This window comes from Microbispora rosea, from assembly GCF_044460045.1.
In the GTDB taxonomy this organism is placed as follows: Bacteria; Actinomycetota; Actinomycetes; order Streptosporangiales; family Streptosporangiaceae; genus Microbispora; species Microbispora rosea.
Genome location: NZ_JBITJO010000011.1, coordinates 129,306 through 154,610, shown reverse-complemented (window position 1 = coordinate 154,610; position 25,305 = coordinate 129,306). Strand labels below are relative to the sequence as shown.

Here is a 25,305-nt window from a genome sequence, read left to right as displayed (position 1 = left end):
TTCGCGTACGCGGCTTTTGATCCCTTGCGTACGATTTACGTTTCGTAGCCGAGTGGCGTTTCCGTACCTCAGTTCTCATGTGACCCACGCCCGGGCGGGGCGCCTATCCGGTTTCGGTCGCCCGTTAATGCCGCCTGATTGCTCCCAATTCATCCCTTTTGGGCATCATCGATCGGCCGTACTTTCGTTCGCCGTCGACCATGCGTAACAGGTGCACAACAGCCGTTGATATGAACCTAACCCCCCTGTAACGTCTGCCCCATCGCAGAAACTATCGGGCGACTGCCGAAAGTTTCGGTCGGAATCCAGAAGGGAAACCACCGTGAAGTTGAGTCGGCGAAGTGCGGCGCTCCTGGCGGCGTCGGCACTGGTCCTCGGGGGATGTGGTAGTACCGGGAACGACGCCGGGGAGAGCAAGAGCTCAGCCGGTGGAAAGGTGACCGTCGAGTTCTGGAACATCTGGACCACCGATCCCCTGAAGACCTACGGCGCTCAGGCGATCAAGGATTTCCAGGCCGCGCACCCGAACATCACCATCAAGAGCGTTCCCTACGAGAACGAGGCGTTCAAGGCGAAGCTGACGACGCTCACCCAGTCCGGCAAGGCGCCGGACATCTTCCAGACCTGGGGCGGTGGCGTGCTCAAGCAGCAGGTCGACGCCGGCCTGGTCAAGGACCTCACCTCCGACGCCGGCTCCTGGCTCGGCACCTTCACGGACGCCGCGCTGTCGGCCTACCAGGTGGACGGCAAGACCTACGCCCTGCCCGAAGACATCGGCATGGTGGGCTTCTGGTACAACAAGGCGCTGTTCAAGAAGGCCGGGATCGCCGAACCTCCGGCGACCTGGTCGGCGCTCATCGACGACGTCAAGAAGCTGAAGTCCGCCGGGGTCACCCCGATCGCGCTCGCCGGCAAGGACAAGTGGCCGGGCCACTACTACTGGGCGTACCTCGCCATGCGGATCGGCGGCCTCGACGCCCTCAAGCAGGCCGGCGACAGCAAGGACTTCACGGGTCCCGCCTTCGTGCAGGCGGGGCAGAAGCTCAAGGAACTGGCCGATCTCCAGCCGTTCCAGAAGGGCTACCTCGGCGCGACGTACGGCGACCCGGGCGGTCAGGCCGCCACGATGGGCGACGGCAAGGCCGCCATGGAGCTGATGGGCCAGTGGGCGCCCGCGGTGCAGAACGACGCGGGCAAGGGCCTCGGCGACGACCTCGGGTTCTTCCCCTTCCCGGCGGTCGACGGCGGCGCGGGCGCGGTCACCGACGCGTTCGGCGGCGGCGGCGGCTACGCGATCGGGGCCGACGCCCCGGCGGAGGCGATCGAGTTCCTGAAGTTCCTGACCGACAGCGCCGAGCACCGCAAGGCCGTCGGGACCGGCGGCGTGCTGCCGGTGCTGAAGGGCGAGGAGGACGCGGTCACCGACCCGAACCTGAGCGTGGTCGCCAAGAACCTCGCCGGTGCCACCGGGTTCCAGCTCTACCTCGACCAGGCGTTCCCCCCGGCCGTCGGCCAGGAGGTCAACGACTCCGTGGCCCAGCTGATCGGCGGGACCAAGACGCCCGAGCAGGTGGCGCAGGCCATCACGGAAACCGCGAAGTCGGAGTAACTGTCGCGTGAAGACGACGAGACCCCGGAGCCTGCGGCTCCGGGGGTTCACCACGATCCTTCTGTTCCTGCTTCCCGCGCTCGTGCTCTTCTTCGGGCTCGTCGTGGCCCCGATCCTGCTCGCCTTCTACGCGAGCGTGTTCAAGTGGAACGGCATGCGCGGGCTGCCGACGGACTTCATCGGCATGGCGAACTTCACCCGTCTGCTGGCCGACGAGGTCTTCCTCGGGGACCTGTGGCGCGGGCTGCTGCTGATCATCTTGTCGGTGGCGATTCAGCTTCCCCTCTCGCTGGGCATCGCCATGCTGCTCAACCAGAGGATCCGCGGCCGGGCGTTCTTCCGCCTGCTGTTCTTCGCTCCGTACGTGCTGTCGGAGGCGATCACCGCCGTCCTGTTCATGATGATCCTGTCGCCCACCGAGGGCCTGGCCAACTACATCCTCGGCTGGTTCGGGGTCGACCCCCTCGACTGGTTCGCCGACCCGTCGTCGGTCATGATGTCGGTGTTCATCGTCATGACCTGGAAGTACTTCGGCTTCCACATGATCTTGTACATCGCCGGCCGCCAGGGCATCCCGAGGGAGCTCACCGAGGCCGCCCAGATCGACGGCGCGACGGGGTGGAAGGTCTTCCGCTACGTCACGCTGCCGCTGCTCGGCCCCACGATCCGCATCAGCGTGTTCCTGTCGGTCATCGGTGCGATCCAGCTGTTCGACCTGGTGTGGATCATCACCGGCGGAGGTCCCTCGCACTCCTCCGAGACCATGGCCGTCACGATGTTCCAGTTCGGCTTCAAACGCTTCCAGGTCGGTTACGCGAGCGCGATCAGCGTGGTGATGTTCCTCATCAGCCTCGTGTTCGCGGTCTTCTACCAGAGATACGTCATGCGACGCGACCTCGAAGGAGCGAGCACCGTGCTAGGGGACCAGCGATGAGCGCCAACCGTCACAAGCAGTCGCCGACGTCGGGCGGTCCGCTGCGCAGCCTGTCCCTGCACGCGATCGTCGTGATCACGGCGCTGTTCGTCGGCATCCCGCTGCTGTACGGCGTGCTCGGCGGTTTCAAGACCACCCGGCAGCTGTCGAGCAACCCGCTTGGCCTGCCCAACCCCTGGGTGCCGGAGAACTACACGAGCGTCCTCGGCTCCGCGTCGTTCTGGCAGATGCTCTGGAACAGCACCTACATCGCGGTGCTGACCACGCTTGTGGTCGTCGCGGTGTCCGCGCTGGCGGCCTACGTGTTCGCGCGCTTCGCCTTCCGGGGGCGTGAGGCGCTGTTCACGATGTTCGCCGCCGGGCTCATGTTCCCGTTCGCGGTGGCGATCCTGCCGCTGTTCGTGCTGCTGCGGATGTTCGGGCTGCTCGACAACCCGCTCGGCGTGATCCTCCCGCAGGCGGCATTCGGCATGCCGATGACGATCATCATCCTGCGCGGCTTCTTCCGGGCCATCCCCGGGGAGATCGAGGAGGCGGCGATCCTCGACGGGTGTACGCCGTTCGGGTTCTTCTGGCGGATCCTGCTGCCGATGGCCAAGCCCGCGGTCGCCACGGTCTCGGTGCTCGCGGTCGTCAACAGCTGGAACCAGTTCATGCTGCCGCTCGTGGTGTTCAGCGACGACAGCCTGTTCACCATCCCCCTCGGCGTCCAGCAGTTCCAGGGGCAGTATGCGACGGACATCGCACGCGTCATGGCCTACATCGTGGTCGCGATGCTGCCTGCCCTCGGCTTCTACGCCGTGGCCGAGCGCCAGCTCGTCAGCGGTCTGACCGCGGGGGCCATCAAGGGCTGACCCGCGCGCAGCCGTACGGCGTGACCGAGCGTCGCGATCCCGCCGCACGCGCCCTAAGGTGATCGGAACACAGGGCGACATCGCAGGGGGAGACCGATGGCGGAACCGATCGTCCGCCCCGCCGCAGACGCCGACATGGCCGGCGTACGAACCGTCGCCGGCCACTTCGGCCTCCTTGGCCTGTGGCCGGAGCGGCCGGACTTCGTGGACGCGGAACGCGAGTTCGGCGAGGTGCTCGTCGGCGAGGTGGACGGCACGGTCGCGGGGTTCGGCGGCACGCTGCGCCGGGGGACGGTCACGCACCTCGGAGACCTGTTCGTCCTGCCGGAGCACCAGTCGTCGGGGGTGGGCCGCACGATCCTGTCCCGTCTGCTGACCGGCGACACGCCCAGGGTCACCTTCGCGTCGGACGACAAGAGGGCACTCGCGCTCTACGTCAGGAACGGGATGCGCCCCCGCTGCCCGCTCTTCTACCTGAAGCGGCGGCCGTACGGCGACCAGGCGGCGCGGCGGGAGAGCGATCCGGTGGTGCGGCTGGAGAGCGGGCGGGCGGCGCCGGGGGAGGCGGACGTCAAGGCGGCGGCGGCCATGGACGCCCACGTCTCCGGTGGCGACCGCACCTCGACGCTCACCTGGTATGCCGGGCTCCCCGACGTGACCCTGCACGTCAGCGGGCCGGGCTACGCGTTCGTCAGGACGTCCGGAGACAAGGCCGTCATCGGGCCGGCCGGGGGTGCGACCCCGCAGGACTGCGCCGACGTCGTGCTGGAGGCGGCGAACGCCCATCACGGTGCCGGGCCGGTCCACGTGGCGGTGCCCGGCGCGCATCCGCTGCTCGCCCTGCTGCTGGACGAGGGCTGGCACATCGGCGACATGGACACGCTGCTGACCAGCGAGGACTTCATGCGGCTCGACTGCTACGCCCCACACCCAGATCTCGGCTGAAGGCCGCGGCCCCCGTCCCCGACCAGGGGGACACCGGGGACGAGGGCAGCGCGGCTTCGCCGTGCCCGGCACATGCCGGCCGGCGCGTCCCGGGCCTTCCGGCCCGGGCCGTCACACCCTGCGGAGGAAGCGGGCGGCGGCCCATCCGGGAATGCCGCCGGCGCTGTCCACGGCCACCCAGCCGTGGGTGGCGTCGCAGGCTCCGGGGATGTTCCCGTCGCCCGGCCGCAGCCTGCCGACGCGGGCATGGTGGATGCCGGCGCCCTCACGGACGTTGAGGAAGCTGCCCTTGCGCACATGCCGGAGGCGGTAGGTGCACGAGAGCGAGGGCCGTCCGCTCAGGTCGAGCCTGTGGAGGTAGCGGGCGGCGGCGAATCCCGAGGCTCCACCGGCGGTCTTCACCGCGACCCAGCCGCCGGTCGCGGTGCAGGCGCCGGAGAACCCTCCGTCGGCCGGCCGGAGCTTGGCGACGGGGGCGTGGCGGACGCCGGCGTCCTTCCGGACATTGAGGAAGCCCCCCTTGCGCACACCCCGGAGCCGGTAGGCGCACACGAGACCGGGCCCCTGCGCCGCCTCGTGCACGACCTGCCCGTAAGGTCCCGACGCGGTTGGCTCACCGGGGCCGGGAGGCCGGGCCGCCGCGACTCCCGAGCCGGGATGCCCCTGGACGCCCGACGCCTGCTCCGCCACGATCTCCGTCGTGAGGCGCCCCCCGGCGCCGGAACCCGCCTGGCCCGCGAGGGCCGGCGTGGGATGGCCCACGACGAGCCACCCCGTGGCGGCCCACGCCGCCAGTGCGGGAACGACGCTCTTCGCCACTGTCACGATCTCTCCCTTCGGTCGGCATCGCCCACGCCCGGCCGGGGGGACCCGGGCCTGTGGTACTCACCCGAAGTTCTGATCTGATTACCGAGCGTTTACACCTCGGTGGAATTCCCGCTCTGATTTTTTACTCGACGCCTCGGGAAAAAGGGTGATTCTGTCACCCGCCGTGCGCGCCGTGGAAGGGCGTGGTCACTCCCTTGTACGCCAGGTGCAGCATCATGCCCAGGTCGGCGTGGCTGAGGTTGTGGCAGTGGTTCATCCACAGCCCCGGATTGGTGGCGCGGAAGGCCACCTCCCACACCTCGCCGGGCCGTACGTCGAAGGTGTCGAGCCACAGGGGGCTGCCCGTGACGGAGTGGCCGTTCCGGGAGAGCACGAGCACCCGATGGCCGTGGAGGTGCCAGGGGTGGGTGTCCCTGCCGCGGTTGACCACGGTGAGCCGGACCAGGTCGCCCTCCCTGACCACCTCGGTGGGGATGTTGGGGAAGGCGTAGCCGTTCACCGTGTGCGCGTACGCCGGCCGCCCGTTCGTCAGCGCGAGCCCCCGGTCGAGGACGAGCGTGAAGTCCCGGTCGAAGCGGCTGCGGGACGTGAACGGCGTGGGGGCGGGGGCGCCGTATCGGGTGAGGTCGAGCTCCGGCCAGTCGGCCGTCTGACCGCCCGTGGCGGGAGCAGCGCTAGCGTCGGCCGTCGTGCCCGCGCCTGCCGCCGTCGTGCTCGCGCTGTCCGCGGCGGCGGCCTCGCCGGGCGATCCGCTCGCCGGGACGAGCCGTACGGAGTCGGTGCGGTCGTCGATCCGCAGGACGGCGGGGCCGGACGGCATCGTGAACGCGAGGTCATACCGGCCGCCCGCCGCGAGCCGCAGGCCGACCCGGCCGAGCGTGCCCGGCGCGTTCAGGTCCGTCCCGTCCACCGCTGCCAGCGTGTAGGGCGTGCCCGCCAGGGTGAACCGGTGCGGCGTGTTGTCGGTGTTGATCAGGCGCAGCCGTACGGGCGTGCCGGGCGCGGCCTGCCGGACCAGGGGCTGGTCGCGATCGCCCGTCACCAGCACGCCCCCGAGGGTGTGCACGGGCAGCGTGAGGTCCACTCCTGTGGCCGCGGTTCCCTTCGGCGCGACGACGAGCGTGCCGTAGAGCCCCATGCGGACGCCGAGGTCGGAGACCTCATGGGTGTGATACCAGTACGTCCCCACCTGGGCGGCGACGAAGCGGTAGACGAACTCCCCGCCGGGCGGCACGGCCTCCTGCGTGAGGCCGGGCACGCCGTCCTCGCCCGAGGGAACGTCGTAGCCGTGCCAGTGCAGCGTCACCCCCGACGTGATGTCCGCGTTGCGCAGCCGCACCTCGACGAGGTCGCCCTGTTCGGCGGTGAGCGGCGGCCCGGGGACCTGGCCGTTGAAGGTCCAGGCCGACACCTTCCGGCCCGAGGACAGCGTGACGGTCGCCGTGCGCGCCGTCAGCTCGAACCGGCGCACGGCGCCGCCCGGCGGAGGCGTGGCCGGGCCGCGCAGGTCGGTCACCGGACGGGTCGCCCCGCCCATGGCGGAGGCGGATCCGCCCGAGGCGGAGTGGTCGTGGGAGGCGGAGCCCATCTCACCCATGGCGGCGGCTGCTTCGGGGGCGGAGCCCTCCGCCGTGGCCGGCGCCGAGGGAAGGAACACGAAGGCGGCGCCGAGCACGGCGGCCACGGCGGTGGCCGCCGTCGCCGTCCGCAGCCCGGGGACGTGCGTGCTCATCGCTCTCCAGGTCCCCAGGACGGCCCCCGCGGCGACGGCCAGGAGGAGGAGAGCGGTGCCCGGATCCGCCGGGTATCCGATCAGGAAGGTCTGCACGATCCCGGCCGCCGCGGCGTACCCCGCGCCGAGCAGCGGGACCACGACCACGGGCGCTTTGACGGCGTCCCGCGACGCCGCGTCCGCCCGCCGGGCGGCGCGAAGCACGCGCGGCCCGGCGAGCGCGGTGGCCGCGGCGCTCGCCGCGACGAGAAGCGGCAGGACGAAGGTGATCTTCTCCTGTACGAACCACCAGCCGGCCCCGGCCAGGGCGAGGACGGACCAGACCCGGGCCAGGGACGCGACCAGGGCGACCGCGAACAGGGCCGCGGCCGTCCTCGGACGGCGGGCCGCGGCGATCACGCCCGCGCCCACCCACGCCGCCGCGGTCAGGACCGAGACGAGCAGGTCGAGCGCCATGAGCAGGTCGGTCGTCATGAGGCGCTGACCGGACGGCCCTCCGCGGCGGCCTCCGACGGTGCGGGCGCGGCCGACACGAGCCGCCGCGCGTTGCGGAACACCATGCCGCAGACGCCCATGATCGCCATGCCGTTGAGGGCGTGCAGGCCGAGGATCGCCAGGGAGATCGGCGTCGTGTTGCCGGTGCTGTCGTCGAACAGGCCGCCGAGCGCGACGATCAGCGACTGCACGATGACCAGGCCGAGGGGCAGGATGGTCAGTCCGATCTGGCGGCCGGGCGCCTTGGCGGCCGCCGCGGCGGCGGTCGCCACCAGCGACAGCACCGGGATGATCATCATGCCGTTCATGCTGTGCAGGGCGAACGAGGAGTCGTCCTGCGGCTTGTCGAACGCGCCGACGGCCGCGAGGTACATCTGCACGACGACGGCGGCGAGTAGCAGCCCCGCTATTACGGCGTATACCTTTCGCATGCTCTTGTTCCCTTCGGTCAGCGGATTGCGGGTTACGGGGATCGTGTCCCACACGTCCGGCGGTGTCGTCCCTCGTCGAGCGACACACCGGCTACCGCTGGGGGAGTACGGGGGCCTGCCCGGCGTCCGTCCCTCGGCGGTGTTTCGATCGTGCCGCCGGGGGGCCTCGACGTCGTCGCACGCGGGGAGGCTCCCGGTGCTACCGCCGCCGGATCAGGGGCGTACACCGCTACGACCGGGGGAGTACGGTCATCGCGGCCAGTTGGCGATGACGGCCGGGGTGATGGCGTCGGCGTAGCAGTTCAGAGTCGTACGGCGCGGCCGGTCGTACACGCAGACCTTGACGTCCACCCGCGTGATCCGGCCGTCCGACGACAGCCGGATCGGCTTCCTGGAGGCGCAGGTCGTCTTCGGCGGGGCCCACCCGGTGCCGCCGCCGGCGTAGTGGAAACGGGCCCGGACGTAGGCGCAGTGGCCGCCGTGGGTGTCGCGGTCGTACAGCGTGCCCGAGACGGCGAAGGTCTCCGCGGTGAAGCGCGTGATCCACACATCGGCCTTGGCGTATCCGTGGTGCCCGCTCCGGGACTGTACGGGTCCCCAATGGATCAGTGAAGCCGTGGTGGCCCCGGCCGGGGCGGCCGGCAGGCTCCCGGCGATCACGAACGCGAGCAGGCCGCCGATGACGAGGTTCTTTCGCATGCCGCCGACCGTAGGCCGGGCGACTTGGAGCGGCCTTGCATCCCGCTGGTCGTCAGGGCGTGTGGTGGTCAGGGCGTACCGCTGTGGCCGCGAAGCAGGTCTTCCGCCTGCTCGACCACGTCGTCGACCGGGACCTCGGCCACCCACGACGCGTCGTGCGGGCACCGTCCCGCCCGCGGATCGTGCCCGCTGACGCCGCAGACCGGGCACCGCGCGGTCCAGGAGACCAGCGGCCGGTGGAGGGCGCGGCTGAGGGGCCCGGCGTTGATGAGATTGCCGCACCAGAAGATGCCGACGGTGGCCGTCCCGACCGCCGCGGCGAGGTGACGGGGGCCGGTGTCGTTGGAGATGACCAGGTCGCACCGCTCGTACAGGGCGGCGAGGCCGCCGATGCCGAGCGTGCCGACCGCCGTGACGACGGGCCGCCGCATCGCCGCCGCGACCTCTTCGACCACCTCCCGCTCGCTTTCGACGCCGGTGATCACGATCGGGCGGCCGAGCCGGTCGGCCGCCTCCGCGAAGGCGCGCGCCGGCCAGCGCCGCCGGGGGTCGCTCGCCCCCGGATGCAGGGCGACCAGGCCGGGCGGCGGCTCGCCGTACACGCGGGCGAGTTCGGCGCGGTCGGCGTCGGTCACGGCGATGCCCGGCTCGTACGCCTCGGCCGTCCCCCCGACGAGCGCGGCCACCTCCAGGTAGCGCAGCGTCTCGTGCTGGTAGTAGACGTACGGCACCCACCGGTCGAGCCGTTCGGCGTCCGGCGTGCACAGGCCGGCCGTCACCCGGGCCCCGATCGCCTTGAGGAAGGGGTTGGAGTTGCGCCCGCCGCCGTGGATCTGCACGGCGAGGTCGAACCGGTGCTCGCGCAGCTCCTCGAACAGGCTCTCCGGAGCCCGGTGGCCGCCGTCCGCCGACGACACCCCGGCAATCGGCGGCAGGGCGACGACGTCGTCGACCGGACCCGGCCTGCCGTCCAGGAACCGGGCGTGCCAGGACGTGCCGAGAAGGGTCAGCCGGGCCCGCGGATAGGCCCGGCGGAGCGACTCCAGGGCGGGCATCGCGAGGACCAGGTCGCCCAGGGCGTTGGCCCGCAGCACCGCGACGCGGCGCACGCCCTCGATCAGCGCGCCCATGCCGTCTCGAACACGTAGTCGTAGCACTCGGCACTGCGGTCGGTGACCGTCGTGGGCAGCTCAAGGTGGTAGGCGCGGCTCGGCAGCAGCCCCGCGCCGCCGTGTCTCTCCATGACGCGCAGCTGCGCCGCGACGTCCTCACCCGCGTGCCGGGGCGGCACCGACCGCCAGAAGTCGAAGCCGCCGCACTCCAGCAGCCGCTCCCGGTCGTACAGCACGCAGCCGCCGATCCAGGCCACCTTGTACGGCCGCCACTCCCGGGGACCCGGCGAGCCGAGATGTTCCCGGGCGAGATGCAGCGGGTTCGAGGCGTTGTGCAGGGTGTGGCGCTGCCAGGCCGGCGACTCCCGGCGCACCCGTTCGGGCCGCACGCCGTCCGTCCACTCCTCGTACGGCTCGAGCTCGGCGGGGCGCACGTCGTCGCGGTAGGACAGGCCGTGCAGGGCGTAGCCGACGAAGCCGCAGCGCAGCTCGCTCATCGCGGAAAGCAGGACCTCGATCGCCTCCGGCTCCAGCCAGACGTCGTCGTCGATGTAGAGCGCCAGCCGCCGCTCGGCCCGGCCGAGCAGGAACGCGCGCTGCTCCGCCATGCCCCGCGGGGGCAGATGGCGGTGGACGGCCGCGGGCCTGTCGCGGTAACCAAGGATCCGCAGCTGCGCCGCCACCAGCGGGTCGCCGGCCACCGGCTCGTGCGACTGGTCCGAGATCACGACGCGGAAACCGGACACGGTCTGCGCCGCGAGGCCCGCCAACGTGACGGCCAGCGCGCCCGGGCGGTCCTTGGTGGGCACGAGCACATCCAGGTCAGACGGGGCGAACATGCGCGGCTGATACCCGTGAGGTCACACGGCAAACGGAGCCCGCCGGCCGCGCACGCCCGCCGCGTCCTGCTCCTCCGTCCGTGTCCGGGCGCCGGCCCGCGGGCCGCTCCGAGGTCGCTCCGAGGCGCTCCGGCGGGAGGGGAGGCGGGCGTCAGGAGAGGCGTCTGGCGCTGGGGAACCTGATGTAGCGGCGGGCGGCGCAGCCCCGCGACGGGCGGTCGTCCCCGGCCGCCGTCCGCCCGTTGACGTGCGCGGGACCGTGCGCGTCCGCGCAGTGGGGCTCGACGGCCTCGGCCGCCGTCTCCCCGATCGCGAGAAGCTCCGGCGGGGCGTGGTCGACCTGCAGCGTGGTGTGGGCGATGCCGTACTCGTCGTGGACCATCCGCTGCGCCGCCTGCCGTACGGCGTGGCAGTCCGCGCCGGGGACGACCAGGATGTGCGCCGACATGGCGGGGTAGCCGCTGGTGACCTCCCAGATGTGCAGGTCGTGCACCTCCACCACGTGTTCCAGGGCGGCGGCCTTGCGGCCGATCTCGGCGGGGTTCATCCCGGCGGGGGCGGCCTCCATGAAGACCCGGCCGGACTCGCGCACCAGGTCCCACCCGGCCTTCAGCATCAGCGCGGCCACGACCAGCGCGGCCAGGGCGTCGGCCCGGCCCCAGCCGGTCAGCCAGATCACCGCGCCGGCGGCGGTGGTGGCGATGAAGGCGAACAGGTCGTTGAGGATGTGCTGGAAGGCGCCCTCGACGTTCAGGCTGGCGCGGTTGGCCCTGCTCAGCAGCCAGGTCGCGGCCAGGTTGACCGCGATACCGGCGATGCCGGTGGCGACGACGTACGCGCCTTCGACCTCGGGCGGCTCGATCAGCCTGCGTACGCCCTCGTAGACGAAGTAGACGCTCAGCAGCAGCAGCGTGATGCCGTTGATCTGGGCGCTGATGATCTCGGCGCGTTTCAGGCCGTAGGTGAAGCCGCCCTGGGGCGGGCGGGCGGCGATCCGCATCGCGATGATCGCGAAGGCGATGGCGATGGCGTCGGTCAGCATGTGCCCGGCGTCGGAGATCAGGGCGAGGGAGTGCGCGATGACGCCGATGACGACCTCGACCGCCATGAAGCCGAGGATGAGCGCCAGCGCGCCGGTCAGCAGGCGCCCATCGGCCTCGGCGCTGACCGCGTGCCCATGCCCGTGCCCATGACCGCGACCGTGCCCTCGCTCGTGCCCGCGCTCGTGCTCACGGTCGTGCTCGTGTCCGTGCTCACGGTCGTACTCGCGGTCGTGCTCGTGGTCGGCACCCGTCCCGGTGCGGTGCCCGTGCCTCCTGCCGGTCTCACCCATCGCTCCGGTCCTTCTCCTCATGTCCGATGTGCGTGATCGCCAGGTCGAAGAGCAGTCGCACGTGCGAGTCCGCGAGGCGGTAATAGGCCATCCTTCCCGCGCGCCGCACCTTCACCACGTTGTGGAAGCGGAGCAGGCGCAGGGCGTGCGACGCCGCGGACATGCTGTGGCCGGTCGCCGCCGCGAGATCGCACACGCACATCTCGCCGCCCTCAAGCAGCGCCGCGATCAGCCGCAGCCGCCCGGGATCGGCGAGGAGGCCGAAGACCTGCGCCAGGTCCTCCACCGTCTGCTGCGACGGCATGGACCCCCTGACCGTCTCCACCCGGTGCGCGTCCACCACCGGGAGCGCGCAGGAGTCGGCCGCCGCGAGATCCACAACACTTGAACGATCGTTCACGTGTGTGAGTTTAGGTCGCGGACGCGTCATGTCAACGCGTTCCCGGTCCTTTTCTGCCGGAACCCGCCCCAGGCGCTCTGGCCCAGGGTTCTCGCACAGCGTCCAGCGCTCGGGACCCGGGGCCCGGGGTTCGTGGCTCGTGGTTCAGGGGGTGAGGGCGGGGGCGAGCGGCAGTCGCAGCACGAAACGCGCCCCCTCGGCGCTGTCTTCGATGGTCAGCCGGCCGCCGTGGTTCTGGGCGACCTGGCGGGCGATGGCCAGCCCGAGCCCGGCTCCTCCCGCGTCCCTGCTGCGGGCCGAGTCGAGCCGCGTGAACCGCTGGAAGACCTTCTCCCGCTGCTCGCGGGGGATTCCGGGGCCGTCGTCGGCCACTTCGAGCACGGCCGTTCCGCCCGGTGGTCCGCCGGGTCCTCGCGGTTCGCGCCACACCGTGACCGTGACCGTGCTGGCGGCGTGCCGCTGCGCGTTGCCGATGAGGTTGCAGATGAGGCTGCCGAGCGAGTCGGGGTCTCCCATCACGACGACGTCCGGGCCCAGCAGGGGGACCGTCCGCTTCGTGATCGGCAGCGTCCGCAGCTCGCCTTCGGCCAGCTTCCCGAGATCCACCCGCTGCCGCCGGACGGGGAGCGCGTCGCTCTCCAGCCGCGAGAGCGCCAGCAGGTCGGTCGCGATCCGCTGCAGCCGGTCGAGGCTCGGCAGCAGCGCCCTGGCCAGGGTGGCCGCGTCGGTCTCCTGCGGTGCCTGGAGGGCGTCCTCGATCTGGGTGCGCATGGCGGTCAGCGGGGTGCGCAGCTCATGGGAGGCGTCGGAACTGAAACGGCGCTGCCGCTCCAGCGCCTCCTCCAGCCGCCCGAGCGTACGGTTCAGACCGGGGGCCAGGCCGTCGATCTCGGTGTGCGCCGGGGCAGGCAGGTGTGGGCCGGCCGCCTCCACCTCCTCGCCCTCCATCCGCTTCGCCGTGATCTCCTCTGCCCTGGGCTGCTTCGGCGCAGCCTGCTTCGGCGCGGCGTCCTTCTGCTCGTCCGGAGGCGCGGGCGCCGGCGGGACCCCGCCGCCGGTCAGGCGGAAGCCGAGATACACGACCGCCCCGGCCAGCAGGAGCGCTCCGCAGAACAGCACCAGGAGCAACGCCGGATGCGCGTACACGGGGGTCGCCGCCACGGGTTCGAGCACATCCAGCGCCCGGTCGTCCTGCGAGGCCGGGCCGGCGGCCGGTGGGTGATCGGCGGACAGCCGGCTCGACGCCGCCAGACTCGGCGGCACGACGGCGGCGCTGTGGGCCGGTGCCGGCCGGGTCGTGATCGACGAACGTTGCGACATGGCGCACATCCCCCTGGTTTCAGTGCACCACGAGAGTGCTGCGGGAAGCCGCTCGGGGGCCCAGCCGAGCCCCCGCGCCGTGCTGGGCCGACCTGTTCCGGCCCCTGACCGCCGCTGTCATTGGGCCTTTACTGTTAGGAAACTTTCCTTTACATTTGCGCCACCCCCCAGCAGTGAGGAGCACACATGCGAAGAACGCTGACCTTCCTCGCGACGGCGATGACCGGCATCGGCGCCACCGTGTTCATCGCCTCACCGGCCCAGGCGCACGGATACATCTCGTCGCCCGCGAGCCGCCAGGCGATGTGCGCCCAGGGCCGCGTGCCCAATTGCGGCGACATCGTCTACGAGCCCCAGAGCGTGGAGGGACCGAAGGGGCTGCGCAGCTGCAGTGGCGGCAACGCCCGGTTCGCCCAGCTCGACGACGAGAGCAAGCCCTGGCCGGCCACCAGCGTCGGCAACACCGTCACCTTCACGTGGTCGCTGACCGCCCGCCACTCGACCAGCACGTGGGAGTACTACATCGGAGGCACCCGGATCGCCGTCTTCGACGATCACGGGGCGCAGCCTCCGGCCACCGTCAGCCACACCGTGAACCTGGGTGGACGTACGGGCCGGCAGAAGGTGCTGGCGATCTGGAACGTGGCCGACACCACCAACGCGTTCTACGCCTGCGTTGACCTCCAGGTCGGCGGGGGCGGGACGCCCAGCCCCACGCCCAGCCCCACGCCCAGGCCCACTCCGAGCCCGACGCCGACGCGTACCCCGACCCCGACCCCGTCTCCCACGCCGACACGCACCCCGACGCCCACGCCGACCGTTCCCAAGGGCACCTGGGCCGCCGGCACGGCGTACAAGGTGGGTGACCAGGTGACCTACGGCGGGGCGACGTATCGGTGCATCCAGGCCCACACGGCGCTCGCGGGCTGGGAGCCGCCGAACGTCCCCGCACTGTGGCAGAAGATCTGAGACAGAAAAGGCGGCTGGGGCGGGCCCGCGACGTGCGTGACGCGGGTCCGCCCCCGGTCCCCGGCACGGCCCTTCGCGCGGGCGCGTGAAGGGCCGCGCATCCGCTCGACGCACCCGTCCCGGCCGGGTCCGGGACGGTGCGGCGGTCAGGCGAGGTGGACGTGCACCTCGGCGCCCTGCATGAAGGCCCGCGAATACGGGCACTCTCCGTGAGCTTGCTCCACCAGCCTGCGGGCCGCCTCGGGCTCGACCCCCGGCAGGCGTACGGTCAGGTCCGTGGCGATCGTGTAGTCGTCGGCGGTGCCGCGCTTGCGGAGCGTGACGCTCGTGTCCACGGTGGCGTCGGAGGTCGGGACGCCCTGTCGTCCGGCGACCAGCGTGAGCGAGTTGTGGAAACAGGAGGCGTACGCCGCGGCGAGCAACTGCTCGGGGTTGGTCGCCCCACCGGGGCCGCCGAGTTCCCCCGGCGCCTTGATGCGGACGTCGAGCATGCCGTCGTCCGAGGCCACCTTGCCGAGCGCGGACGAGGCCCGAGCCGTGTAGAGATCGTCATATGATCCGCCGCCGCGCTCGGGCTGCTCAAACCGCTCGGGCCGCCCGGGCCGCCCGCGTCGTTCGGGCCGTTCGGGCCGTTCGGCGGGGCGGCCCTCGGGCATCCGCCCGGTGAGCTCCGCTTCGACTCCGGGCCCCGAATAGTCGGGTCCGGGTGCCCGGTCGCCCGGCAGATGGGTGAACCGCCATATTTCCTCGCTCATCGCGCATCCCTCGTCCGCTCGCGTCGCGTCCCGGTCGGGATCGGCGGGTCACGTACCCCTGCATGCTTTCCGATATCGGACTTTGGGGGCAAAAGTTCCCATCAGTACCGCTGTGCTACGGTCCCGGCAGGCATTGCCCAATGAACGGCGAAATGTCGGCAACGGCGGCGAGGAGTGGGTGCGGTATGAGTGGCGCTGTCCGGTGGGGCGTCCTCGGAACGGCGGGCATCGCCGCGCGGGCGTTCCTGCCCGCGTTGCGCGAGGCAGGCGGGGGCACGGCCGCCGTGGTGGCGGGCCGTGACCTGTCCCGGGCCGAGGAGTTCGCCGCGCGGAACGGCGTCGCCCGCGCCGTGCGCGGCTACGAGGCCGTCATCGAGGACCCGTCGATCGACGCGGTGTACATCCCGCTGCCGAACGCCCTGCACGCGCAGTGGACCGTCGCCGCCCTGGAGGCGGGCAAGGCGGTCCTGTGCGAGAAGCCGCTGTGCCTCACGGCCGAGGAGGCCGGGAACGTCATCGAGGTGGCGCGCCGGTCGGCCCGGCCGCTCTGGGAGGCGTTCGTCTTCCCGTTCCACCCGCAGACGGCCCGGCTGCGCGGGCTGCTCGCAGAGGGCTCGATCGGCGAACTGCGGGAGATCTGGTCGTCCTTCAACTTCACCATGGAGGGCACCGAGGACATCAGGCTCGACCCGGCCCTCGGCGGCGGCGCGCTCTACGACGTGGGCTGCTATCCCGTACGGCTCGCGCACCTGCTGTTCGGCGGCGACGCCGTCGACGGGCACGCCGTCGCGGTCAAGAGCGAGGCGGGGGTGGACCTCGAGACCGCGGGGGTCCTGGAATTCGACTCCGGCCGGCTGATGCTGAGCTGCAGCTTCGCCCTGCCGTTCACCACGTACACCCGCCTGGTCGGCACCGGCGGGGAGATCCGGCTGTCCAACCCGTTCCACCCCGAGCCGCACGACGGGCTCGAAGTGTGGCGCGAGGGGCGTCTGGTCGCCCGGCACGAGCCGGGCGAGGGCACGGCGTTCTCCTGGGGAATCCGCCACATCCACGAGGTGCTGCGCGGCGAGGCCGAGCCCCGGCACACGGCGGCCGACGACTCCCTCGGCACCGCCCGCGCCCTCGACCTGCTGCGATGACCCGCCCCGGCCGGGGCGTCGCGAGGCATCCGGGACGTCCGAGTCGTCCAGGCGTCAAGGCGTCCGGGTCCAAGGCGTCCGGGTCCAAGGGGTCCGGTTCAGGGCGCGGTGAGCGTCGCGCAGAGCCCGCGCGGGAAGCGCGGCTCCGTGGCGAGCACGTCGTCGCATCCCGGCTTGGTCGTGGCCGCGATCACCCGCCAGCCGGTGGGCGTCGCGCGGTAGAAGTATCGGGTCGTCCCGGACGCGCCCGCGCAGTCGCCCGGCCTCTCGCACACCGGCCCGCCGTTGATCGAGATGTCCATGACGAGCCACTTCCCGTCGCATCCCCGCTCACGGTGATAGCTGTGCTGCGGCGCGTCCGCGTCCCTGGCGGCCTGGAAGTAGGAGTCGGAGGTGCAGCCCGTCGGCGCCGGGTGACAGCCGAGCTCGCCGCAGCGGCGCAGCAGGCCCGGCCGGTCGAGGGTGTAGAGCTGATCGAGGTTGACGACCACGTCGCGCTCGCCGAGCGGCTTGGGCAGCCGCACCTCCACCGGCACCGTACGCTCGCCGGGGCAGCCGTTCCCGGCCATCAGGAGCCGGGACTCGAAGCGGATGTCGACCCGGACCAGCTTCGGCTCGAAGCCGTCCAGCCTGCCGGTCGGCCCGCGCAGGCAGCCGTCGGGGCCGTCGGGCACCCGGGCGTCGAGCGTCAGGACCCTGCCGTCGCCGGAGAGGCGGACCTCGGTGATCGTGGACACGGCGAAGGTGACCCAGCGGGTGGTGTCCTCGTGCGTGACGACCGATGGGGTGGCGTCCCCCGTCGCGCCCGCGCGGCGCAGCGCCCGGACGCCGATCTCGTTCACCAGTGTGGCGTCCCCCGCCGTGCTCTCCAGGACGGAGACGAGACGGTCGCCGGCCCGGCCGACCAGGTAGACGCCCGTCTTCTCGGCGCCGCCCTCCCGGTAGTCGTGCTGCACCAGCATCGTGCCGGGCACGCCGATGTCCGTGGCGACGAGGGAGTAATGATCCGCCTCGTCCCGGCAGCGTCCGAGCCGCTCGCCCAGCTCGTCGAGGTAGGCCTGCGCGCCGCCGGGGCGGTAGCCGGCCACGTACTCGTAGACCTGGAAGCGGCGGTCCCCGCTCCCGGGAGCCACGCTCGCCGTGATCGCCCGTGTGTCCAGGCGGTCGTCGTCGCTGCGGAACGGTTCGGCCGCGCAGGGCGCGGGCACGAGCGGCGGATGCGCGCCGGACACCTCGGTGGGCCGCCCGCCGTACAGGTCCGCCGCGCTCAGCATGCCGTCGCCCCCGGCTCCGGCGTGGACGAGGCCGCAGGCCGCCGACGCCGCGCACAGGATCCCGCACAGCACCGCGCGCAGGACGAGGAGAGGCAGCCGTCTGACCGTCACCCGTCGATCATGTCATTCGGGGTGCGGCCACGCGTGGTATGCATGGGCGGTGACGATCCCCCGGCCGTACGACGCGGTGCTGTGCGACTTCGACGGTGTCATCCGCTTCTACGACCAGTCGGAGCTGACCGAGCTGGAACGGGCCGTGGGCCTGGCCGAGGGCACCACCGCGAAGGTCGTCTTCGCCCCCGAGGTGGACATGCCGGCGCTGCTGGGGCAGATCACCGTCGAGCAGTGGATGGAGGCGGCCGAGGCCGCCCTGGCCGTCCAGGTGCCGCGGGAGCAGGCCCGCGCGCTGGTCACGGCGTTCGTCAAGGCGCCCGCCCGGGTGGATGAGGACGTGCTCGGCCTGCTGCGCCGGGCCCAGGAGCACGTGCCCGTCGTGCTGGTCACCAACGCGACGCTGAGCCTGGAGGACGACCTCGCCTGGCTGGGCCTGAGCCACTTCGCCGACGAGGTGGTCAGCAGCGCACTGGTGGGCGTGGCCAAGCCCGGCCCCCGCATCTACGAGATCGCCGCCGAGCGTGCGGGTGTGCCGCTCGGGCGGTGCCTGTTCGTCGACGACCGTGAGGAGAACGTCGAGGCGGCCAGGGCGCTCGGCATGACGGCCGTCCTGTTCACCGGCCTGCCCGACCTGGAGACGGCGCTCGCGCCGCTGCTCGGCTGACCCCGGCCGGGCGATTCCGGTGGCCGGGTGCATCCGGTCGTCGCGGGCGGCGTCCTGGGTGAAGGCGCGGCGTGAGGCGGTCGTCGTCGGCCACGCCGCTACCGCCCATCCACCTCCGAGAGGAGGATGCCGATCGCCTCGGTCACGTCGGTGACGGTGTGGTCCGATGCGGGCTCCTGACCCGTCCAGCCGCCCCGGTCGATCCAGATCGTGGCGAACCCGATGGCCCGTCCTCCCGCCATGTCCATCACGGGGTGGTCGCCGACCATCCATCCGCCCGCGCCGAGGCTCGCGCCCGCACGGGTCGCGGCGATCTCGAACAGCCCCCGGTCCGGCTTGCGGACGCCCTCCGCCCCGGAGACGGCCCACGCGTCGACGACCTCGTCGAGGCCGACCCGCCGGATCTTGCCGAGCTGGCTCTCCGCATGCCCGTTGGTCACGATCGCCACCCGCCAGCCCGCCGTACGCAGACGGGCGAGGCCGTCACGCACCTCCGGCGGGCAGCGGACGAAGTCCGGTATGCGGCGCCGGTAGGCGGCCCACAGGTCCTCGACGCGGCCGTCGAGCCCGTAATCCTCCTTCACCTGCGCCAGGAGCGTCTCGCGCGGCAGGTAGCCGTGCTCGTCGAGGGCGACCAGCCGCTCGACCTCCTCGGCGCCCAGGCCGTGGCCGTCCACGAACTCCTCGGCCCACGAACGGAAGGCCGCGTCACGGTCGATCAGCGTGTTGTCCAGGTCGAACAGCGCGAGTCTCGTCACATCCGATCACGCTACCCGCCCCGCTCGCGGCGCTCATGTGATCACTTCTCGCCGCCGGAGGCGGTTCGCGGCGGGCGCTACTCGGTCCGTACGACGCCGGCGACGACCGTGGTGACCATCTTGTGGACGGCGTCGGCCTGGGGCGGGCCGCCGTCCCGGTCGGCGAACAGCAGGTGTGAGGCTCCGAGCAGGGTGGGGGCGAGCGTGTCGACATCGGCGTCCGCCGCGATGCGGCCGAGGTCGCGCTCGGCGGCGAGGTAGGAGGCGAGCATGGCCGCGGCCTCCGTCAGGAGCGGCAGGCCAGGGCCCGGCCTGGCCTGCCGCAGCCGGGCGCGCAGGCCGTCGCGGGAGATGATCAGGCCGACGACCGCCACGGCGACCGACCCGAACAGGTCGGTCAGCACGGCGGTGAGGTTGCCGGCGACGGTGCCGGTTCCGGCCGATCGGCGAAGGGCGGCGGACTGACCGTCGATCCTGGCGATGCCGTCCAGCACGAGCTCGGCGAGGAAGGCGTCGAAGTCGGCGAAGTGCCTGTGCAGAACGCCCTTGGCGCAGCCCGCCTCGGTGGTGACCGCCCGGCTGGTCAGCCCGCTCGGCCCGTCGCGGAGCAGGACGCGCTCCGCGGCCTCGAACAACTGCTCCCGCGCGTCGCGGAGGGCAACCCCTGTCGGCACCGTTCCATCCCTCCTGTCCGTCCGTCGAGATTATCCGAATTGACGAGTGGGCACTCGCCCACTCATAGTGGGCGCATGCCCACTTCACCTTCCGAGAACGAGTCACACAAGGCCAGGGAGATGGCGGAGTCGTTCGGCGTGGACGCCGAGCGTTACGACCGGACCCGGCCGCCCTATCCCGGCGCGATGGTGGAACGGATCGTCGCCGCCGCCCCCGGGCCTGACGTCCTCGATGTCGGCTGCGGCACCGGCATAGCGGCCCGGCAGTTCCAGGCGGCGGGCTGCACGGTGCTCGGCGTCGAACCCGACGCGCGGATGGCCGGCTTCGCACGCCGCAGGGGACTCGAGGTCGAGGTGGCGACCTTCGAAGCATGGGACCCCGCCGGCCGTTCGTTCGACGCGGTCGTCGCGGGAACGGCCTGGCACTGGGTCGACCCGGTCGCCGGCGCGGCCAAGGCGGCCGGGGTGCTGCGCCCCGGTGGCCGGCTGGCGCTGTTCTGGCACGTGTTCGAGCCCCCGCTGGTCGTGGCGGAGGCCCACGCCGAGGTCTATCGGCGGGTGATGGCCGGCTTCCCGTCGCAGGACCGGCCTGCGGTGTCCGCCCTCGACGGCTACCGGCCGCTGTTCACCAAGGCCGCCGACGGAATCAGGGACGCGGGCGCGTTCGGCGACGTCGAGGAGTGGCACTACGACTGGCAGCGGTTCTACACCCGTGACGAGTGGCTGGACCAGATGCCGACGTCCGGCGCCCTCACGCGGCTCCCGCCGGACGCGCTGCCCGAGGTGCTCGCCGGTGTCGGGGACGCCATCGACGCGATGGGAGGCGGCTTCACGATGTCCTATGTGACGGTGGTGGTGACCGCGACGCGTACCTGACCGATTCGGGCGGGACGCCCGGAGACGGGGCGATGCTCACCGAGCCGGCACCGGGCCGCCATCGGAAAATCAACTGCGTGTAATGGTGCACGGTCAAATTCTCCTCGTAGTCGCTCCCGACTCCGAGGAGAACCATGCGCCGGCGACTCGGCCTCATCGCCGCGATCGTCCTGATCGCCCTCACCTCGACCCTTACCCCTGTCGTCCCCGCCACGGCGGCGTCGGCGCCCCTGGTCGTGGCCCATCGCGGCGCGTCCGCGTACGCGCCGGAGAACACCGTCGCGGCCTTCGAACTGGCCCGCGACCGGGGCGCGGACATGTTCGAGCTCGACGTCCAGGAGACCGAAGACCACCGCCTGGTCCTGATGCACGACACGACGCTCGGCCGTACGACCGACGTGGAGGAGGTCTTCCCCGGCCGGGCGTCGTGGCGAATCGGCGAATTCACGCTGGCCGAGATCCGCAGGCTGGACGCCGGCTCGTGGTTCTCCCGCAAGTACGCCGGGGAGGCGGTGCCCACGCTCGGCGAGGCGCTGCGCGCGATGCGCGACAGCGGGCTCGGCCTGCTGCTGGAGATCAAGGAGCCCCGGCTCTACCCCGGCATCGAGGTCAGGGTGGCCGAGGAGATCGGGCGCGACCCCGCCTGGCGCGGCAGAATCGTCGTCCAGTCGTTCGACTGGAACTCGATGCGCCGTTTCCACGGCCTCATGCCCCGGGTGCCGATCGGCCTGCTCGGCACGCCGCGGGTCGCGGAGCTGCCGGGCCTGGCCCGGTTCGCCGACCAGATCAACCCGCCGTACGCCGACGTCACGGCGGAGTACGTCCGGCGCGTCCACCGGCTGCGGATGAAGGTCCTCGCCTGGACCGTGGACGACCCCGCCGCAGTACGCCGCCTGATCGGCGCGGGGGTGGACGGCGTCATCACCAACAAGCCGGACGTCGTACGTGAACTCGCGGGATGACGGCGGCGCTCAGACGGGGTAGGTCACGGCGGTGAGCCGCTGGGAGACCTCCCACAGGCGCTGCCCCAGGCCGCTGTCGTGGGCGCGGGCGGCCGCCCTGACCCGCTCGGGATATCCGCGGATCTCGAACAGGCCGCCCGGGCCGTAGTAGTCGCCGCCGGCGGCCTCCGGGTCGGTCGCCGCGCGCAGGGTGGGCAGCGCGCCCATGGCCGGAGTCCGCCCGAACAGCCGGGCGATCAGCAGGTTCGGCACCCGGAACCATGGCGAGGAGTATCGGAACACCTCCGTCGTGGCGCCGCCGGGGTGCGCGGCCAGCGCCGCGGTGGACGCCCCGGCCGTCCGCAGTCGCCGCTGCAGTTCGTAGGTGAACAACAGGTTGGCGAGTTTCGACCGGGCGTAGGCGCCTGCGCCCGAGTCGGGGTCGTCGGTGTCGATCCGGCCGAACCGGTGGCCGATGCTGCTGACCGTCACCACGCGGGACCCCGGCACGGTCAGCAGCAGGTCCAGCACCAGCCCGGTGAGAGCGAAGTGGCCCAGATGGTTGACGCCGAACTGGATCTCGAAGCCGTCCTCCGTACGGCCGGAGAGCCCGGTCACGCCCGCGTTGTTGACGAGCAGGTCGATCCGGTCGTGACGGGCGCGGATCTCGCCGGCCGCCGCCCGCACCGACGCGAGCGCGCCCAGATCCAGGCGGACCACGTCAACGGTGGCCTGCGGCGCGTCACCGCGGATCCGGGCGGCCGCCGCCTCGGCCTTGGCGATGTCGCGGCAGGCGAGCACGACCGCCGCGCCGCGCAGGGCCAGCGCCCTGGCCGTCTGGAGTCCGATGCCGGTGTTGGCGCCGGTCACCACCGCCGTACGGCCCCGCTGGCCGGGGATGTTCTCTTCGGTCCATGCCTTCACGATCACTCCTAACCTGAACCAGCCGTTCATGTTTTATTATGAACTAGTGGTTCAGGTTGGTGGCAAGAGGAGGTTGAGCGAGTGACCAAGGGGCCGCGCGCGGACGCGGTGCGCAACCGGGCCGCCATCGTCCGCGCGGCGCGCGAGCTCATCACGACGCATGGGCCGGACGCCGGGATGGACGACATCGCGGCGGCGGCCGGGGTGGCCGTGGGCACGCTCTACCGGCACTTTCCGACCAAGAACGACCTGGTCGACGCCATCGTGACCGAGCTGGGCGCGACCATCGCCCAGACCCTCGACGCCGCCGTGGGCAGGGTCGGCGACGGCCGGAGTGCGGCCCTGGACGAGATCGCCGGGCTGCTGCACCGGGTGGTGGTGGACATGGGGCAGGAACGCCTGCTCCGCGAGGCGGTGGCGGGCCTGGCGGGCGAATCGCTGCGCGAGATCCAGGAACGCGCCACCCACGCGCTGGAGACCCTGGTCGCCGCCGCCCACCGGGACCGTACGCTACGGCCCGACGTCACCGTCGACGACGTCGCCCTGCTCCTGACCACCTCCCCGGGCGCAGGGACGCCCAGGCCCTCGCGGATCCGGTGGGTGGAGCTCGCCGTACGCGCTCTCGCCCTGCCGGACGGCGGTCAGAAGGCGTAGCGGACCCGGCAGTACGGGATCTTCTCGGCGATCAGGCCGGTGAGCGCGGTGACGTAACGGCCCTTGTGGCCGGTCTTGTAGCGGACGTTCCAGCCGCCCGTCTGCGAGCGCTTCGGCTGCTGGAGGTCGGGACGCCACAGCACCTCCTCGGCCTTGGGATGCCAGCCGAGGTTGACCTCGTGCAGCCGGTCGTTGTGCGTGAGGAAGATGACCTCGGCGGCGAGCTGGTCGCGGGCGGCCGGGCTCAGCGCGTCGTCGAGCTGCCCGAGCAGCTCGGCCCAGTCCTCCAGCCAGCCGTCGCGGACGACCACCGGGCTGAAGTTGACGTGCACCTCGTATCCCGCCTCGACGAAGTCGTCGATTGCCGCGATCCGGTCGGCGACCGGCGAGGTGCGGATGTCCAGCAACTTGGCGTCGGCGGCCGGCATCAGGCTGAAGCGGACGCGCGTACGGCCTCGCGGGTCCCAGCCGAGCAGCTCGCGGTTGACGTATTTGGTGGCGAAGCTCGCCTTGGCGTTCGGCAGGTCGCGGAAGAGATCGACGAGATCGCGCACGTTGGCGGAGAGGGTCGCGTCCACCGAGCAGTCGGAGTTCTCGCCGATGTCGTAGACCCAGGCGTGCGGGTCCACCTGGTCGGGCTCGGGCTTTGCGCCCTGCCGCCGGGCGTGCCTCGCGAGATAGGCCGTGATCTTGTCGATGTTGGCGAACACCGTGATCGGGTTGCTGTAGCCCTTGCGGCGCGGCACGTAGCAGTACGCGCAGGCCATCGCGCAGCCGTTGGCCGTCGAGGGCGCGATGAAGTCGCTCGACCGGCCGTTCGGCCGCGCGGTGAGCGACTTCTTGACGCCGAGGACCAGCGCCTCGGTCTTGATCCTGACCCAGCGGGCCACGTTCGCCTCGTCCCCGTACAGCTCGGGGATGCGGTGGTGGGCCTCGATCTCGATCCGCTCGGCCTCGGGGAAACGCTCCAGGATCTCCTTGCCGCGGGGCAGCTCGGCCGCGGCGGGTTCGACGTAGATGCGGCGGATGTCCAGCAGTCTCCGGCCTTCGTTCACCTGGATATAACAACTCGATAACGGTGCGACTTCCCAGGTCAGAGGGCCTGGAGGTGCTGGTCGGCCGGGCACGCGTACGCCGTCCTCGACGCCAGTGTCCAGGTCCGGACGGCGGCTCCGCAGCGGCGGCAGCGTTCGCGTTTGTAGACCCACCGCTCGTCCGGCGCGCCGGGGTCGCTGACCACCTGCCCGGCGTCGCGGCCGAGCGCGAGGTAGTGCACCGCGGTGTCCCACAGCCGCCCGGCGGCCTCGGCGCCGATGTCGCGGGCGCCGGGGTCGAGGCCGGTGAGGAAGAGCAGTTCCGCCCGCCAGGCGTTGCCGATCCCCGACCACACGCTCTGGTCGAGCACGGCCGCGCCGACCGCGGTGCGGGCCGCGAGCAGGCGGCGCACGGCCTCCTCCCGAACCGTGTCCCGGACCGTGCCCCAGACCTGGCCCCCGACCGTGTCCCAGACCGTGTCCCGGGCGGTGGCAGAGACGGTGTCCCGGTTGGGGTCCAGGGCGGTGGCAGAGGCGGCGTCGGGGCGCAGTGGGTCGGGGCGCAGGTCGGGGCGCAGTGGGTCGGGGCCGGTCGCGGCCCGCAGCGCCGCCACCGCCCGCTCGTCCATCGGCTCGCAGCGCGCGGGCGCGATCAGGTCGAACGCCGCCTCGCCGGTCGCCAGCCGCAGCCGGGTGCCCTTGCGTGGTTCGGCCGCCGGGTCGTCGTACTGCAGGAAGAGCCCCCGCATGCCGAGGTGCACGTGGATGGGCGGAGCGCCCTCCAGCCAGTAGAGCAGGTGCTTGCCGAGTGCCTCCACGCCCTCGACGACCCTGCCGTCGTACGGCCGCGCGTCGAACCTGCCCTGCGGGCTCGCGGCCCTGACCACGCGCCCGGCGAGCGCCTCGTGCTGCTCGTCCGCGTAGCGATGGACCAGATGCCCCTCCGGCATGCCCCTCGCCCTACCCGCCCCGCCCGGAGATACCGTCTCGATCATGAG

The 25,305-nt window shown here is 72.0% G+C and carries 26 protein-coding genes; 10 read left to right on the top strand and 16 right to left on the bottom strand.

Translation table 11 applies throughout. The features are described from left to right. Window positions 1–436 precede the first annotated feature (436 nt). The 4 genes from ACIBK1_RS34115 to ACIBK1_RS34100 all read left to right on the top strand — a co-directional run bounded on the left by ACIBK1_RS34115 (window position 437) and on the right by ACIBK1_RS34100 (window position 4,342). Entirely contained in the window at window positions 437–1,609 is a 1,173-nt protein-coding gene (locus ACIBK1_RS34115) for an extracellular solute-binding protein (RefSeq protein WP_231513960.1), read from the top strand. A gap of 7 nt (window positions 1,610–1,616) precedes the next feature. After that, window positions 1,617–2,543, top strand: coding sequence for a carbohydrate ABC transporter permease (locus tag ACIBK1_RS34110; protein ID WP_030509119.1), 927 nt, complete (start codon window positions 1,617–1,619; stop codon window positions 2,541–2,543). Continuing rightward, entirely contained in the window at window positions 2,540–3,397 is an 858-nt protein-coding gene (locus ACIBK1_RS34105; RefSeq protein ID WP_030509118.1) for a carbohydrate ABC transporter permease, read from the top strand. The genes ACIBK1_RS34110 and ACIBK1_RS34105 overlap by 4 nt, the downstream gene beginning before the upstream one ends. 96 nt (window positions 3,398–3,493) lie before the next feature. Then, window positions 3,494–4,342 carry a GNAT family N-acetyltransferase gene (locus ACIBK1_RS34100; RefSeq protein ID WP_396739847.1) on the top strand — a complete coding sequence of 283 codons (849 nt, stop codon included), beginning with the start codon at window positions 3,494–3,496 and terminating at the stop codon, window positions 4,340–4,342. Window positions 4,343–4,453: 111 nt separating this feature from the next. On the opposite strand, the gene ACIBK1_RS34095 is transcribed toward ACIBK1_RS34100, so the two are convergent. The 9 genes from ACIBK1_RS34095 to ACIBK1_RS34055 all read right to left on the bottom strand — a co-directional run bounded on the left by ACIBK1_RS34095 (window position 4,454) and on the right by ACIBK1_RS34055 (window position 13,531). Continuing rightward, window positions 4,454–5,167, bottom strand: a complete 714-nt coding sequence (locus ACIBK1_RS34095; RefSeq protein ID WP_156080980.1) for an SH3 domain-containing protein — start codon at window positions 5,165–5,167, stop codon at window positions 4,454–4,456. Between the two features lie 157 nt (window positions 5,168–5,324). After that, window positions 5,325–7,376 (bottom strand): multicopper oxidase family protein, encoded by a 2,052-nt coding sequence (locus tag ACIBK1_RS34090; protein ID WP_396739845.1) that lies wholly within the window; start codon window positions 7,374–7,376, stop codon window positions 5,325–5,327. Next, entirely contained in the window at window positions 7,373–7,828 is a 456-nt protein-coding gene (locus tag ACIBK1_RS34085; RefSeq protein WP_051761924.1) for a DUF6220 domain-containing protein, read from the bottom strand. The genes ACIBK1_RS34090 and ACIBK1_RS34085 overlap by 4 nt, the downstream gene beginning before the upstream one ends. Window positions 7,829–8,077: 249 nt before the next feature. Further along, on the bottom strand, window positions 8,078–8,527 hold the full coding sequence (locus ACIBK1_RS34080) for a hypothetical protein (protein WP_396739843.1): 450 nt from the start codon (window positions 8,525–8,527) through the stop codon (window positions 8,078–8,080). Between the two features lie 68 nt (window positions 8,528–8,595). Next, a complete protein-coding gene (locus tag ACIBK1_RS34075) occupies window positions 8,596–9,657 on the bottom strand; it encodes a glycosyltransferase family 9 protein (RefSeq protein WP_396739841.1) in 1,062 nt (353 codons plus the stop codon). Then, a complete protein-coding gene (locus ACIBK1_RS34070) occupies window positions 9,645–10,478 on the bottom strand; it encodes a glycosyltransferase family 2 protein (protein WP_396739839.1) in 834 nt (277 codons plus the stop codon). Before ACIBK1_RS34070 ends, ACIBK1_RS34075 begins: the two co-directional genes overlap by 13 nt. A gap of 151 nt (window positions 10,479–10,629) precedes the next feature. After that, window positions 10,630–11,811 carry a cation diffusion facilitator family transporter gene (locus tag ACIBK1_RS34065; protein ID WP_396739837.1) on the bottom strand — a complete coding sequence of 394 codons (1,182 nt, stop codon included), beginning with the start codon at window positions 11,809–11,811 and terminating at the stop codon, window positions 10,630–10,632. Beyond that, window positions 11,804–12,211, bottom strand: coding sequence for an ArsR/SmtB family transcription factor (locus tag ACIBK1_RS34060; RefSeq protein ID WP_231513959.1), 408 nt, complete (start codon window positions 12,209–12,211; stop codon window positions 11,804–11,806). Before ACIBK1_RS34060 ends, ACIBK1_RS34065 begins: the two co-directional genes overlap by 8 nt. Window positions 12,212–12,355: 144 nt before the next feature. Continuing rightward, on the bottom strand, window positions 12,356–13,531 hold the full coding sequence (locus ACIBK1_RS34055; protein WP_396739835.1) for a sensor histidine kinase: 1,176 nt from the start codon (window positions 13,529–13,531) through the stop codon (window positions 12,356–12,358). A gap of 186 nt (window positions 13,532–13,717) precedes the next feature. On the opposite strand from ACIBK1_RS34055, the gene ACIBK1_RS34050 reads away from it, so the two are divergent. Further along, window positions 13,718–14,500: a lytic polysaccharide monooxygenase gene (locus ACIBK1_RS34050; protein WP_357313237.1), complete on the top strand. Its 783-nt coding sequence runs from the start codon at window positions 13,718–13,720 to the stop codon at window positions 14,498–14,500. Between the two features lie 146 nt (window positions 14,501–14,646). Here ACIBK1_RS34050 and ACIBK1_RS34045 read toward each other — a convergent pair whose 3' ends face one another. Continuing rightward, window positions 14,647–15,255, bottom strand: a complete 609-nt coding sequence (locus ACIBK1_RS34045; RefSeq protein ID WP_396739833.1) for an Ohr family peroxiredoxin — start codon at window positions 15,253–15,255, stop codon at window positions 14,647–14,649. Window positions 15,256–15,440: 185 nt separating this feature from the next. On the opposite strand from ACIBK1_RS34045, the gene ACIBK1_RS34040 reads away from it, so the two are divergent. Next, complete coding sequence (locus ACIBK1_RS34040; RefSeq protein ID WP_396739831.1) at window positions 15,441–16,394, top strand: Gfo/Idh/MocA family protein; 954 nt, start codon at window positions 15,441–15,443, stop codon at window positions 16,392–16,394. A 98-nt stretch (window positions 16,395–16,492) separates the two neighbouring features. On the opposite strand, the gene ACIBK1_RS34035 is transcribed toward ACIBK1_RS34040, so the two are convergent. After that, a complete protein-coding gene (locus ACIBK1_RS34035) occupies window positions 16,493–17,779 on the bottom strand; it encodes a hypothetical protein (protein ID WP_396739829.1) in 1,287 nt (428 codons plus the stop codon). A 49-nt stretch (window positions 17,780–17,828) separates the two neighbouring features. Between ACIBK1_RS34035 and ACIBK1_RS34030 the strand changes: the two genes are divergently transcribed. After that, window positions 17,829–18,446 carry an HAD family hydrolase gene (locus tag ACIBK1_RS34030; RefSeq protein ID WP_396739827.1) on the top strand — a complete coding sequence of 206 codons (618 nt, stop codon included), beginning with the start codon at window positions 17,829–17,831 and terminating at the stop codon, window positions 18,444–18,446. A 98-nt stretch (window positions 18,447–18,544) separates the two neighbouring features. On the opposite strand, the gene ACIBK1_RS34025 is transcribed toward ACIBK1_RS34030, so the two are convergent. Both ACIBK1_RS34025 and ACIBK1_RS34020 read right to left on the bottom strand, forming a co-directional pair. After that, entirely contained in the window at window positions 18,545–19,204 is a 660-nt protein-coding gene (locus ACIBK1_RS34025) for an HAD family hydrolase (RefSeq protein ID WP_396739825.1), read from the bottom strand. Window positions 19,205–19,281: 77 nt separating this feature from the next. Beyond that, a complete protein-coding gene (locus ACIBK1_RS34020; protein WP_357314644.1) occupies window positions 19,282–19,878 on the bottom strand; it encodes a TetR/AcrR family transcriptional regulator in 597 nt (198 codons plus the stop codon). Between the two features lie 75 nt (window positions 19,879–19,953). Here ACIBK1_RS34020 and ACIBK1_RS34015 point away from each other — a divergent pair, with 75 nt between their 5' ends. Continuing rightward, on the top strand, window positions 19,954–20,754 hold the full coding sequence (locus ACIBK1_RS34015) for a class I SAM-dependent methyltransferase (protein ID WP_396739823.1): 801 nt from the start codon (window positions 19,954–19,956) through the stop codon (window positions 20,752–20,754). A gap of 134 nt (window positions 20,755–20,888) precedes the next feature. After that, on the top strand, window positions 20,889–21,716 hold the full coding sequence (locus tag ACIBK1_RS34010; RefSeq protein WP_396739821.1) for a glycerophosphodiester phosphodiesterase: 828 nt from the start codon (window positions 20,889–20,891) through the stop codon (window positions 21,714–21,716). 9 nt (window positions 21,717–21,725) lie between these two features. Here the strand turns inward: ACIBK1_RS34010 and ACIBK1_RS34005 are convergent, their stop codons facing one another. Beyond that, window positions 21,726–22,619: an oxidoreductase gene (locus tag ACIBK1_RS34005; RefSeq protein ID WP_331281174.1), complete on the bottom strand. Its 894-nt coding sequence runs from the start codon at window positions 22,617–22,619 to the stop codon at window positions 21,726–21,728. Window positions 22,620–22,700: 81 nt separating this feature from the next. Between ACIBK1_RS34005 and ACIBK1_RS34000 the strand changes: the two genes are divergently transcribed. After that, window positions 22,701–23,273, top strand: a complete 573-nt coding sequence (locus ACIBK1_RS34000; protein ID WP_036407281.1) for a TetR/AcrR family transcriptional regulator — start codon at window positions 22,701–22,703, stop codon at window positions 23,271–23,273. Here the strand turns inward: ACIBK1_RS34000 and ACIBK1_RS33995 are convergent. Together ACIBK1_RS33995 and ACIBK1_RS33990 are read right to left on the bottom strand one after the other, a co-directional pair. Continuing rightward, the gene (locus ACIBK1_RS33995; RefSeq protein ID WP_396739819.1) at window positions 23,261–24,328 is read right to left on the bottom strand and encodes a spore photoproduct lyase family protein; all 1,068 of its coding nucleotides are present in this window, start codon (window positions 24,326–24,328) and stop codon (window positions 23,261–23,263) included. The genes ACIBK1_RS34000 and ACIBK1_RS33995 overlap by 13 nt on opposite strands. A gap of 38 nt (window positions 24,329–24,366) precedes the next feature. Next, entirely contained in the window at window positions 24,367–25,257 is an 891-nt protein-coding gene (locus tag ACIBK1_RS33990) for a DNA-formamidopyrimidine glycosylase family protein (protein ID WP_030509095.1), read from the bottom strand. Window positions 25,258–25,305 lie beyond the last annotated feature (48 nt).

Coding starts and splice junctions, on each gene's coding strand:
- ACIBK1_RS34105 (WP_030509118.1), top strand. CDS start 2,540: ATGAGCGCCAACCGTCACAAGCAGTCGCCGACGTCGGGCGGTCCGCTG.
- ACIBK1_RS34015 (WP_396739823.1), top strand. CDS start 19,954: ATGCCCACTTCACCTTCCGAGAACGAGTCACACAAGGCCAGGGAGATG.
- ACIBK1_RS34075 (WP_396739841.1), bottom strand. CDS start 9,657: ATGGGCGCGCTGATCGAGGGCGTGCGCCGCGTCGCGGTGCTGCGGGCC.
- ACIBK1_RS34040 (WP_396739831.1), top strand. CDS start 15,441: ATGAGTGGCGCTGTCCGGTGGGGCGTCCTCGGAACGGCGGGCATCGCC.
- ACIBK1_RS34065 (WP_396739837.1), bottom strand. CDS start 11,811: ATGGGTGAGACCGGCAGGAGGCACGGGCACCGCACCGGGACGGGTGCC.
- ACIBK1_RS34085 (WP_051761924.1), bottom strand. CDS start 7,828: ATGCGAAAGGTATACGCCGTAATAGCGGGGCTGCTACTCGCCGCCGTC.
- ACIBK1_RS34010 (WP_396739821.1), top strand. CDS start 20,889: ATGCGCCGGCGACTCGGCCTCATCGCCGCGATCGTCCTGATCGCCCTC.
- ACIBK1_RS34055 (WP_396739835.1), bottom strand. CDS start 13,531: ATGTCGCAACGTTCGTCGATCACGACCCGGCCGGCACCGGCCCACAGC.
- ACIBK1_RS34090 (WP_396739845.1), bottom strand. CDS start 7,376: ATGACGACCGACCTGCTCATGGCGCTCGACCTGCTCGTCTCGGTCCTG.
- ACIBK1_RS33990 (WP_030509095.1), bottom strand. CDS start 25,257: ATGCCGGAGGGGCATCTGGTCCATCGCTACGCGGACGAGCAGCACGAG.
- ACIBK1_RS34080 (WP_396739843.1), bottom strand. CDS start 8,527: ATGCGAAAGAACCTCGTCATCGGCGGCCTGCTCGCGTTCGTGATCGCC.
- ACIBK1_RS34050 (WP_357313237.1), top strand. CDS start 13,718: ATGCGAAGAACGCTGACCTTCCTCGCGACGGCGATGACCGGCATCGGC.
- ACIBK1_RS34100 (WP_396739847.1), top strand. CDS start 3,494: ATGGCGGAACCGATCGTCCGCCCCGCCGCAGACGCCGACATGGCCGGC.
- ACIBK1_RS34045 (WP_396739833.1), bottom strand. CDS start 15,255: ATGAGCGAGGAAATATGGCGGTTCACCCATCTGCCGGGCGACCGGGCA.
- ACIBK1_RS34070 (WP_396739839.1), bottom strand. CDS start 10,478: ATGTTCGCCCCGTCTGACCTGGATGTGCTCGTGCCCACCAAGGACCGC.